The sequence below is a fragment of the Paracoccus sp. (in: a-proteobacteria) genome, from assembly GCF_039808215.1.
Classification (GTDB): Bacteria; Pseudomonadota; Alphaproteobacteria; order Rhodobacterales; family Rhodobacteraceae; genus Paracoccus.
The window spans coordinates 1-10576 of record NZ_JBDHSP010000088.1 but is presented as its reverse complement, the minus strand read 5'-3'; the positions used below and the strand labels follow the sequence as shown (position 1 = coordinate 10576).

The 10576-nt window shown below is 68.6% G+C and carries 8 protein-coding genes and 2 pseudogenes; 9 read left to right on the top strand and 1 reads right to left on the bottom strand.

Annotation, left to right across the window (positions count from 1 at the left end):
• The 6 genes and pseudogenes from WMK75_RS16950 to WMK75_RS16925 all read left to right on the top strand — a co-directional run.
• Window positions 1-1223 (top strand): annotated as a pseudogene (locus WMK75_RS16950) (hypothetical protein); the annotation flags it as partial.
• Window positions 1223-3130: a monovalent cation:proton antiporter-2 (CPA2) family protein gene (locus tag WMK75_RS16945; protein ID WP_347268771.1), complete on the top strand. Its 1908-nt coding sequence runs from the start codon at window positions 1223-1225 to the stop codon at window positions 3128-3130. The pseudogene WMK75_RS16950 and the gene WMK75_RS16945, both read left to right, overlap by 1 nt.
• A gap of 62 nt (window positions 3131-3192) precedes the next feature.
• Window positions 3193-4707, top strand: coding sequence for an Asp-tRNA(Asn)/Glu-tRNA(Gln) amidotransferase subunit GatB (gene gatB, locus WMK75_RS16940; protein WP_347268770.1), 1515 nt, complete (start codon window positions 3193-3195; stop codon window positions 4705-4707).
• Window positions 4708-4738: 31 nt separating this feature from the next.
• Window positions 4739-5638: a hypothetical protein gene (locus WMK75_RS16935; RefSeq protein WP_347268769.1), complete on the top strand. Its 900-nt coding sequence runs from the start codon at window positions 4739-4741 to the stop codon at window positions 5636-5638.
• 101 nt (window positions 5639-5739) lie between these two features.
• Window positions 5740-6312 carry a hypothetical protein gene (locus WMK75_RS16930; RefSeq protein ID WP_347268768.1) on the top strand — a complete coding sequence of 191 codons (573 nt, stop codon included), beginning with the start codon at window positions 5740-5742 and terminating at the stop codon, window positions 6310-6312.
• A 110-nt stretch (window positions 6313-6422) separates the two neighbouring features.
• Entirely contained in the window at window positions 6423-6905 is a 483-nt protein-coding gene (locus WMK75_RS16925; RefSeq protein ID WP_347268767.1) for a DUF4177 domain-containing protein, read from the top strand.
• A 70-nt stretch (window positions 6906-6975) separates the two neighbouring features.
• On the opposite strand, the pseudogene WMK75_RS16920 reads toward WMK75_RS16925, so the two are convergent.
• Window positions 6976-7191 (bottom strand): annotated as a pseudogene (locus WMK75_RS16920) (SlyX family protein).
• Window positions 7192-7239: 48 nt separating this feature from the next.
• On the opposite strand from WMK75_RS16920, the gene hisS reads away from it, so the two are divergent.
• From hisS to hisG, 3 genes are read left to right on the top strand one after another with little or no spacing between them, the layout of a single operon-like run.
• Window positions 7240-8739 (top strand): histidine--tRNA ligase, encoded by a 1500-nt coding sequence (hisS, locus tag WMK75_RS16915; protein WP_347268766.1) that lies wholly within the window; start codon window positions 7240-7242, stop codon window positions 8737-8739.
• Window positions 8736-9803 carry an ATP phosphoribosyltransferase regulatory subunit gene (locus tag WMK75_RS16910; RefSeq protein ID WP_347268765.1) on the top strand — a complete coding sequence of 356 codons (1068 nt, stop codon included), beginning with the start codon at window positions 8736-8738 and terminating at the stop codon, window positions 9801-9803. The genes hisS and WMK75_RS16910 overlap by 4 nt, the downstream gene beginning before the upstream one ends.
• Entirely contained in the window at window positions 9800-10477 is a 678-nt protein-coding gene (hisG, locus tag WMK75_RS16905) for an ATP phosphoribosyltransferase (RefSeq protein WP_347268764.1), read from the top strand. Before WMK75_RS16910 ends, hisG begins: the two co-directional genes overlap by 4 nt.
• Window positions 10478-10576 lie beyond the last annotated feature (99 nt).

Below are 10576 nucleotides of genomic sequence, written 5' to 3'. Positions count from 1 at the left end.
CCGCGACCCGCCCGCCGGCGCGCGGCAACCGCGTCGCACCGGCGGCTTTCGCCGCGCCCGCGGCGACCGTGACGCCCGCGGCCCTGCGCAGCTCGGCCCGGCCGCCGCAGCGCCCGGAAGGATCGCAGCCGGAACTGCCGCCCGCCGGGCCGGATGCCGAGGCGCTGAGCCCCGCCGAGCAGCAGCAGCTGCGCGGCCTGATCCGCGATCTGGCGCGCCTGCAGGCCAGCCGCTGGCAGACGCCGCCCCCCGCCCTGGGCGAGCGCCTGGCCCAGGTGCGCCCGCGCCACAAGCCTGGCACGCGGGCCGTGGCCAGCGATGCCGCCGCTGCCTCGGCCATCGAGGCGGCGCTGCGCTCGGCCAGCACGCCACCACCCGACCGCCCCGCCGATGACGCAGCCGCCGCCGCGCCCGCCCGGGATTCGGGCGGGCTTTTGCATGGCTCGACACGTCCGCGCGCGCGGCCTGCGGCACTGGGCGGACGAACCGCCGGTGCCGTCGCCATGTCGGCCAGCGCGGTCGAGGCGGCCATTGCCGCCGCCGTCGATGCCTCGCCAGCGACGCCGGGCGGGGTCAGGCTGTCGGCGCTGACCTCCTCGAACCTGCCGCCGCGCCGCGGCAAGGCCGAGGCCACCCCCGAAACCACCCCGGATCCTGCGTCCGATCCTGCGCCCGGGGCCCCCGCCGCGCCCGAGGCGGCGGCGGAACCCGCCGCCACCGGCCCCAGCGAGGCAGAAATGGCCGCCCGCCGCCGGCTGGACGAACAGCTGCAGGCCCAGGCCGAGGCGCGCATCCGTGCCCGCGCCGCCGCCGACGCCCAGGCCGAGGCCCAGGCCCGCGCCCAGGCCGAGGCCCGCGCCCGCGCTCAGGCCGCGGCCGAGGAACGCGCCGCCCGGGCCAGAAGCCAGGTCTACAAGCCGCCAGAGGTGGACGACGAGCCCGAGATCGCCTCGGCGCAGGTCATGCGTGGGGTGACCACGGCCAGCGTCGCCAAGGCCGCCACCCAGCCGCGCGGCATCGACATGGGCCGCACCACCATCATCGGCATCATCGGCGCCGGCCAGGCCAGCCGGGCGCTGATCCGCCTGCGCAACGGCCGGGTGGTGACGGTGCGCCTGGGCGACCGCATCGACGGCGGCACGATCAATTCGATCGGCGACGGGCGGCTGACCTATGTCAAGTCGGGCCGCGTCCACGAACTGCGGATGCTGGACGGGCGCTGATGGGAACCTTCCTGCTGATCGCCACCGTCTATCTGACGACCATGGTGATCGCCGTGCCGCTGTCGGCGCGGCTGGGGCTGGGGTCGGTTCTGGGCTATCTGATCGCAGGCATCGTGATCGGCCCGATGCTTGGCCTTGCCGGCAGCGCCGGCGAAATGGCCGACCTGCAGCATTTCGCCGAATTCGGCGTGGTGATGATGTTGTTCCTGATCGGGCTGGAACTGGAGCCGCAGGCGCTGTGGCAGATGCGCAAGCGCCTGCTGGGCCTGGCCGGGATGCAGATCCTGGGCACGGTGGCGCTGCTTGCCGCCGTGGCGCTGCTGCTGAACCAGGACTGGACGGTGGCGGTGACGCTGGGGATGATCCTGTCGCTGAGCTCGACCGCCATCGTGCTGCAGACGCTGTCGGAAAAATCGCTGATGCAGACCCCGGGCGGGCGCAGCGCATTTGCCGTGCTGCTGACCCAGGACATTGCGGTGATCCCGATGCTGGCGCTGATGCCGCTGCTGGCGCGGCGCGCGCCGACGACGGGCACCGACGGCAACATCGGCGAGGCCTTCATGCATGCGCTGCCCGGCTGGGTGGCGGCCCTGGTGACGCTGGGCGCGGTCGCCGCGGTGGTGCTGATCGGGCAATACCTGCTGCGGCCGCTGTTTCGCTATGTCTATTCCGCGCGCCTGCACGAACTGGATACGGCTGTGGCGCTGCTCACCGTGGTCGGCATCGCCTCGCTGATGGAATTCGTCGGCCTGTCGCCGGCGCTCGGCACCTTCCTGGCCGGGGTGATGCTGGCCGGATCCGAATTCCGCCACGAGCTCGAGGGCCAGATCGCGCCCTTCAAGGGGCTGCTGCTGGGGCTGTTTTTCATCACCGTCGGCGCCGGCATGGATTTCGACATCCTGTTCGAGATGCCGGTGATCGTGACCGGGGTCACCGTGGTCATCATCGCCATCAAGGCGGCCGTGCTGCATGTGATCGCGCGGGTGACCGGGCTGCGCGGGCGCGACAGGATGCTGTTCACCCTGTCGCTGGCGCAGGCGGGCGAATTCAGCTTCGTGCTGATTTCCTACGCCGTGTCGCTGGCGCTGCTGCCCCATGCCGTGGCGCAGGGCTTTTTGCTGGTCGTGGCGCTGTCGATGCTGGCCACGCCGCTGCTGTTCATGCTGGCCGATTTCATCTCGCGCCGCATCGCCGAGGAACGCGCCAGCGCCCCCGCCGACGAGATCGCCGAGCAGCAGCCGATCATCATCGCCGGCGTCGGCCGCTTTGGCCAGGTGGTGAACCGGCTGCTCACCATGTCGGGCTTCAAGACCACGGTTCTGGACCACGATCTCGCGGTGATCCAGCTCATGCGGCGCTTTGGCTTCAAGGGCTATTTCGGCGACCCGACCCGGCCCGAGATCCTGACCGCCGCCGGGCTGGACAAGGCACGGGTGCTGGTGGTGGCGCTGGACGACCCCGAGGCGAACCTGCGCCTGATCCGCCATGCCAAGGAAAAGCGCCCCGACATCATCATCATCGCCCGCGCCCGCGACCGGGTGAACGTCTTCCAGCTTTACAACGCCGGCGCCGACCATATCGTGCGCGAGACCTTCGACAGTTCCCTGCGCGCCGGGCGCTATGTGCTCGAGCAGCTGGGCCTGTCGCCCTATGAGGCCTCCGAGCTTGAGCGCATCTTCTACCGCCTCGACCGCGCGCATCTGCGCCAGCTGGCCGAGGTCTGGAAACCCGGCGTGCCGGTGGACCAGAACCCGGAATACATGCAGATGAGCCGTGACCTGAACCGCCAGCTGGAAAACGCCCTGATCGAGCGCTTTTCGCATGGGCCGGCCACCGCCCCCGCCGGTGGCGAGGACGAGTTGCCCGAACACGGCCTGGCGCGGCCCGGGCGCCCCGGCGGGCGCTGATCCCTTGCGAGGCGCGGCCCAAGCGCCTAGAAGGTCGGGCGATCTTGCCAAGGAAACCAGCCATGCGCGACCATCTGACCTATGCTGCCCCGGAACCCAAAATCATTCAGGGTGCGAAGCAGGACTGGGAACTGGTCATCGGGCTTGAGGTCCATGCCCAGGTTGCCTCGAACGCCAAGCTCTTCTCGGGCGCCTCGACCGGGTTCGGCGCCGAGCCCAACAGCCATGTCGCCTTTGTCGATGCGGCCATGCCGGGCATGCTGCCGGTGATCAACGAATTCTGCGTGGCGCAGGCGGTCAGGACCGGCCTTGGCCTCAGGGCGTCGATCAACCTGCGCTCGGCCTTTGATCGCAAGAACTATTTCTACCCGGACCTGCCGCAGGGCTACCAGATCAGCCAGCTTTACCATCCGATCGTGGGCGAGGGCGAGGTGATCGTGGACATGGCCCCCGGCGTCGCGCGCCGCGTGCGCATCGAACGCATCCACCTCGAACAGGACGCGGGCAAGTCGATCCATGACATGGACCCGAACATGTCCTTTGTCGACCTGAACCGCACCGGCGTCGCCCTGATGGAAATCGTCAGCCGCCCCGACATCCGCGGCCCGGAAGAAGCCGCCGCCTATGTCGCGAAGCTGCGCCAGATCATGCGCTATCTGGGCACCTGCGACGGCAACATGCAGAACGGGAACCTGCGCGCCGATGTGAACGTCTCGGTCTGCGCGCCCGGCGCCTATGAGCGTTATCAGGAAACCCAGGACTTCAGCCACCTCGGCACCCGCTGCGAGATCAAGAACATGAACTCGCTGCGCTTCATCCAGGCCGCCATCGACTATGAGGCGCGCCGCCAGATCGCCATCCTCGAGGACGGCGGAACGATCACGCAGGAAACCCGCCTCTACGACCCCGACCGTGGCGAGACGCGCTCGATGCGCTCCAAGGAGGAGGCGCACGATTACCGCTATTTCCCCGATCCCGACCTGCTGCCCCTGGAGATCGAACAGGCCTGGGTGGACGAAATCGCCGGCGCCATGCCGGAACTGCCGGATGAAAAGAAGGCGCGTTTCGTTACCGGCCTAGGCCTTTCGGAATATGACGCGGGCGTGCTGACCGCCGAAGTCGAGAACGCCAATTTCTTCGAATCCGTGGCCCAGGGCCGCGACGGCAAACAGGCCGCGAACTGGGTCATCAACGAGCTGTTCGGCCGCCTCAACAAGGAGGGCCTGACGGTCGAAACCTCGCCCGTCTCGGCCGGTCAGCTTGGCGGGGTGATCGACCTGATCGCCGATGGTTCGATCTCGGGCAAGATCGCCAAGGACCTGTTCGAGATCCTCTGGACCGAGGGCGGCGACCCGGCTGAAATCGTCGAGACCCGCGGCATGAAGCAGGTCACCGACCTCGGCGCGATCGAGGCCGCGGTGGACGAAATCATCGCCGCGAACCCCGCCCAGGTCGAAAAGGCCAAGGCCAACCCGAAACTGGCGGGCTGGTTCGTCGGCCAGGTGCTGAAAGCCACCGGCGGCAAGGCCAACCCGGCCGCCGTGCAGGACCTGGTGGCGAAGAAGCTGGGCCTGTAACCGGGCTGGCCGCCACCGGGGGGTGGAAAGAATGTTGCAGCTTTATTCGGATCGCGTCAGCGGACCACGGCCGCGCACCGAGGCCGAGATTTCCAAGTTGGCCGAAGGCGCGCTGCAAAGCCTTGTGCAAAGCTACCAAGCACGGGACTTTTTCGGCATCGACTACCGCAAGACCTGCCCGGACAACGGTCGGCCCTGTGGAACGGACGAGAGCATGCTCAAGACCGCCCGCGAAGGCATGGTGCCCGAAATCGCCGACTGGCAAGACAAGGTGCGGTGCAACGATTCCGAAGGCCCGTCCATTCCGACCCTCGCGATCCTCGATGCGCTGGAATGGCATGCGGCCCATGTCGGCGAGCCTGTCGACGGCGGCTTTCACCAATTCTTCGGGCACTATCACAAGCGCTGGGATCGCGAGGCCGGGTTGGCCGCATTTCGGGACGAGGTCAACCAGATCATGTCCCGCCACGGCATCGCCTATGAGATGGGGGAGGATGGGCGCTTCACCCGTATCGTCGAGGGGCCGGTTGCCGACCAGCTTCGCAACGCGCTGTTCGACAGCGGCGACGACGAGACGGACAAATTGCTGGAAACCGCTCGGACCCGCTTCTTCGACCGCGATTCGGACGCGGCGCAGCGATCAATCGAGGCGCTTTGGGACGCTTTCGAGCGGCTGAAGACCCATAACCCGGGTGACAAGAAGGTCTCGGTGCAGGCCTTGCTCGAAGCGGCCGCGCAATCTCCAGGAGAGAAAGCGCTGCTCGAAGAAGAAATGTCCGCCCTCGGGAAGATCGGCAACGCATGGCGCGTCCGCCATCACGAGACGGACAGGCATGACCTCGGCCCGGATCGCCGCCTGCGCGACTATCTCTTCCTGCGCCTGTTCGCGCTCTTGCAAAGGATCCTGCCACCGCGCCGCCCCGCGTCCTGAACGGCCGGCGCACCGGCCACCGCCGCCTGGGGCTGGAAATCGCCGCGCCGCTGTTTCAGGATTGCGCCAGCCGCCGGCAATGGCAACAGGAAGGACCGCCAATGGATGCCTATGGCCATCTACGCATTCTGGTCAGCATGATCCTGGGCCTTGCCATCACCCGCATCCTGGCCGGGCTGTCGCGCCGCATCCAGTCGCCGCAATATACCGAGGGCATGCTGGCCCAGACCGTCTGGGCGTTGGTGCTTCTGCTCAGTGCCGTGCATTTCTGGTGGTGGGAATTCGGGCTGCGCCGCATCGGCGACTGGCATTTCGGCATCTATGTCTTTGTGCTGGCCTATGCCTCACTGCATTTCCTGATGGCGACGCTGATCTTTCCCGACGCCCAGCCCGACCATGAAGGCAGCGAAAGATTCTTCCTGCGCCGCCGGCACTGGTTCTTTGGCCTGTTTGCGCTGAGCTTTGTCTTCGACCTGTACGACACGCTGCTGAAGGGGCAGGCGCATCTGCGGGCGCTGGGGCCGGAATATCCGTGGCGTCTGGCCTTCGGCATCGGCCTGGCGCTGCTGGCGGCGCTGCGCGCCCGCAGTCATCGCGGGCTGGCGCTGATCGGGTTGCTGTGGCTGGCCTATGACCTCAGCTGGATCATCCGCCATTACGACAGCCTCGACTAGGCCGGCGGCCCGGGCGCGGGTTTTTGCCGGCGCATGGCCCGACGCCGCCGGGCCCGGCTTCCCTTGGGCGCGCAACTCGCCTAACTTGCCGGCAAAGGAAAGGCAGGCGCATGAGCAGCTTTGAATATACCGTTATCCCGGCACCCGCGCGCGGCGACAAGGCCAAGGGCGCCAGGACCGGCATCGAACGTTTCGCCACCACCCTGGGCGAGACGTTGAACGAGATGGCGCGCGAGGGCTGGGAATATGTCCGCGCCGAGACCCTGCCTTGCGAGGAACGCGCCGGCCTGACCGGCCGCACCACCACCTATCACAACCTCCTGATCTTCCGCCGCAGCCTGGCGGCGGCGATGCAGCCCGCGGTCCCTTTTTCCTCCGCCGAACCCGCCGAACCCGCCGAGCCGGAACCCGAGCCGCCCGCGGCCACCGGCGCGGCGCGCGGCCCCTTCAGCCAGCCCATGCGCGCCACGCCGCGGCCCGAGCCCGCCAGCCCCGCCCCGGGCCAGATGCGCGCCCGCATGGCCGAGCCGCCGCTGACCGCCCCCCCGGCGCCGGCGCCCTCTGGCCCGCGGCTGGGTCCGGCCAACCGCTGAGCCCTTCCTTCTTGCCGAAATATCGCGGGGTGAGCCCCCGGCACGGGGGCGAGGGGCAGCGCCCCTGCCTTTACCAGTGCGGCGGGCGCTGATCGGCCAGCGGAATGGCGCCGCCATCGCTTTCGCGCTCGGCCTCGCGTTCCATCAGCAGGCCGACGCGGCGCGCCAGCCGCGCGATCTCGCCCTCCTGCCGCGCCACCACGGCGGACAGATCGTCCGAAACGCGTGTCAGATGCGCGACCATTTCCTCGAGCCGCTCAAGGCGCGCCTGCGTCTACTTGTCCATCCAGCCTCCATCCGCTAGACCGCCGCATGGAAAAGCCCGAGGCATGCCATGGCGAAAGATCAGAAGAAACAGCCCCGACCCAAGGCGGAAACGCCCAAGGGGTTCCGTGACTATTTCGGCGCAGACGTGACCGAGCGCAAGCTGATGCTTGACCGCATCACCGAGATCTATCACCGCCACGGCTTCGAGCCGCTGGAATCCAGCGCCGTGGAAACCGTCGAGGCGCTGGGAAAATTCCTGCCCGACGTGGACCGCCCCAACGCCGGCGTCTTTGCCTGGCAAGAGGCCGAGGTGCCCGGAATAGGCAGTGGCGGCGGCGGCGCGGGCGACTGGCTGGCGCTGCGCTATGACCTGACTGCACCCTTGGCGCGTGTCGCGGCGCAGTTCAGGAATGACCTGCCATCCCCTTACCGGCGCTATGCGATGGGACCGGTCTGGCGCAATGAAAAGCCGGGCCCTGGGCGTTTTCGCCAATTCTATCAATGCGATGCCGATACCGTGGGTTCGGCCTCGGTGGCCGCGGATGCGGAGATTTGCGCCATGCTGGCCTCGGCGCTGGAACATGCCGGGATCCGGCGCGGCGATTATCTGATCCGCATCAACAACCGCAAGGTGCTGAACGGCATCCTTGAATCCATGGGCGTCGAACAGGGCAAACCCGCCGATGACGTGCTGCGCACCATCGACAAGTTCGACAAACTGGGTGAGGCCGGCGTGCGCCAGTTGCTGACCACCGGGCGCAGGGACGAATCCGGCGCGATGATCGAGGGCGTCGGTCTCTCGCCCGAACAGGCCGAGCCGGTCATTGCGTTTCTCACCTCGAAAGGCGCGGACAATGCCGCGACGCTGGCCAATCTGCGTGCCGCGGTGGGCGCCTCAGAGGCCGGAGCCGAGGGCGTCGAGGAACTGGCGCAGATCGCCCGGATGCTGGCCGCGATGGGCGTCCATGAGGATCGCGCGGTGATCGACCCCTCGATCGTGCGGGGCCTGGCCTATTACACCGGCCCGGTGTTCGAGGCCGAGCTGACTTTTGAAATCCTTGACGACAAGGGCCGCAAGCGCCAGTTCGGTTCGGTCGCAGGCGGGGGGCGCTATGACGGGCTGGTGGAACGCTTTACCGGGCAGAAGGTGCCGGCAACCGGCGTCTCTATCGGCGTTGATCGCCTGCTGGCCGCCTTGCGCGCCAAGGGGCTGATGGGCGGCACGGACCCCGGCCCGGTGGTCGTCACCGTCATGGAGCGCGAGCGCATGGCCGAATATCAGGCCATGGCGGCGGAACTGCGCGCGGCCGGCATCCGCGCCGAGGTCTATCTGGGTAATCCGAAAAGCTTTGGCAACCAACTGAAATATGCCGACAAACGCAACGCGCCGGTGGCAATCATCCAGGGCGGGGACGAGGCGGCGCGCGGCGTCGTGCAGGTCAAGGACCTGATCCTCGGCGCGAAACTCGCGCTCGATGCCAGCCATGAGGAATGGAAGGCGCAGCCCGCCCAGACCGAGGTGCCGCGCGAGAACCTCGTGGCGGAAGTGCGGCGCATCCTCGGATGAGCAAGCGCGAAAAACAGGCCATCGGCCAGCGGATCCTTGCCGCCTTTCGCGCCGCCGGGGCGGTCGAGGTCGCCCCCGACATCCTGCTGCCGGCGGAAACCCTGCTGGATCTTTACGGCGAGGACATCCGCGCCCGCGCCTATGTCACCCAGGACCCGATCCGCGGCGAGGTCATGCTGCGCCCGGATTTCACCGTGCCGGTGGTGCAGATGCACATGCAGGGTGGCGCCGAACCCGCGCGCTACTGCTATCTGGGCGAGGTGTTTCGCAAGCAGGACCAGGGCGAGTTCCAGCCCGACCATCCGCGCGACAACGAATATCTGCAGGCGGGGTTCGAGCTGTTCGCCCGCGACCCGGACGCCGATGCCGAGGTGTTTGCGCTGTTTCACGCCATCCTCGCGCCGCTGGGCCTGCGCGCCAGCATGGGCGACATGGACCTCTTGATGGACGCGGTCAGGGCGCTGCCGCTGTCGGGGGCGCGCCGGGCGGCGCTGCTGCACCACATCTGGCGGCCGCAACGCTTTGCCCGGCTGCTGGCGCGCTTTGCCGAGACCGCGCCGGCGCGCGCCTTTCCCGATCCCGGCGCCCCCTGGAGCGGCTTGCGCGCCCCCGAGGAGATGCAGGCGCGCATCGAGCGGCTGACCGCCGATGCCAGCGAGGCGCCCTTGCCCGCGCATTGGGTCGAGCGGCTCGCACGGCTGTTTGGCGTGCGCGGCCCGGCGCCGGCGGCGCTGGCGCAGCTGCGCGCGCTGGCGCTCGAAATTCCCGACATCGGCGCGGCGGTGGACCGGCTGGAGCGCAACCTCGCGCTGCTGGCGGCGCGCGGCATCGACGTGGCCGCCATCCATTTCGACGCCAGTCACGGCCGGCACACGATGGAATATTACGACGGCATGACCTTCAGCTTTGAGGCTGTGGAGCACCCGGACTGGCCGCCGGTGGCCTCGGGCGGGCGCTATGATGCGCTGGCGGCGGTGCTGGGGCAGGCGCAGGGGCGCTCGATCCCGGCCATGGGCGGCATCATTCGCCCCGGGCTGGTGCATGAACTGGGGGGCTTGGCATGATCCGGCTGGGGGTGCCCTCCAAGGGGCGGCTGATGGAGCAATGCTTTGACTGGTTCGCCGCCCGCGGCCTGCGCCTGTCGCGCGCCGGATCGGAGCGCGAATATGCCGGAAGGGTCGAGGGCGCCGAGAATGTCTCGCTGGTGCTGCTTTCGGCCGGCGAGATCCCGCGCGAGTTGCAGGCCGGGCGCATCCATCTGGGCGTCACCGGCACCGACCTGATCCGCGAGAAGCTGCCGGGCTGGCGCAGCCATGTCGAGGAACTGGCGCCGATGGGCTTTGGCCATGCCGACCTGATCCTGGCCGTGCCCGCCTGCTGGCGTGACTGCGAGACGCTGGACGATCTGGCCACCATCGCGCGGGACTTTCGCGCCGCGCACGGCTTTCGCCTGCGCATCGCCACGAAATACCACCGCCTCGTCAGGGCCTGGCTGTCCGGACATGAGGTCGCGGATTACCAGCTTGTCGACAGCCAGGGCGCGACCGAGGGCACGGTGGCCAATCTGACTGCCGAGGCGATCGCCGACATCACCTCCTCGGGCGAGACGCTGCGCGCCAATCACCTGAAGGTGCTGGCCGGCGAGCCGATCCTGCGCAGCCAGGCCATGCTGCTGCGTTCGCTTGCGGCGGGAGACGAGGCCGCGCTGCGCGGCCTTGCCACGCGGCTGGGGCTTTAGCGGGCCCCGAAAGGGCGGGTTGCGATAGTGCCCCGCGGCGTGGTGTAGGATCGCCGACCCTTGGAGAGGTCAGGGCTTGCTCAGGTCGCCACGGCGGGC

What these genes read in the sequence shown, in the direction of transcription:
- WMK75_RS16945 (WP_347268771.1), top strand. Translation starts at nt 1,223, where the DNA reads ATGGGAACCTTCCTGCTGATCGCCACCGTCTATCTGACGACCATGGTG.
- gatB (WP_347268770.1), top strand. Translation starts at nt 3,193, where the DNA reads ATGCGCGACCATCTGACCTATGCTGCCCCGGAACCCAAAATCATTCAG.
- WMK75_RS16935 (WP_347268769.1), top strand. Translation starts at nt 4,739, where the DNA reads ATGTTGCAGCTTTATTCGGATCGCGTCAGCGGACCACGGCCGCGCACC.
- WMK75_RS16930 (WP_347268768.1), top strand. Translation starts at nt 5,740, where the DNA reads ATGGATGCCTATGGCCATCTACGCATTCTGGTCAGCATGATCCTGGGC.
- WMK75_RS16925 (WP_347268767.1), top strand. Translation starts at nt 6,423, where the DNA reads ATGAGCAGCTTTGAATATACCGTTATCCCGGCACCCGCGCGCGGCGAC.
- hisS (WP_347268766.1), top strand. Translation starts at nt 7,240, where the DNA reads ATGGCGAAAGATCAGAAGAAACAGCCCCGACCCAAGGCGGAAACGCCC.
- WMK75_RS16910 (WP_347268765.1), top strand. Translation starts at nt 8,736, where the DNA reads ATGAGCAAGCGCGAAAAACAGGCCATCGGCCAGCGGATCCTTGCCGCC.
- hisG (WP_347268764.1), top strand. Translation starts at nt 9,800, where the DNA reads ATGATCCGGCTGGGGGTGCCCTCCAAGGGGCGGCTGATGGAGCAATGC.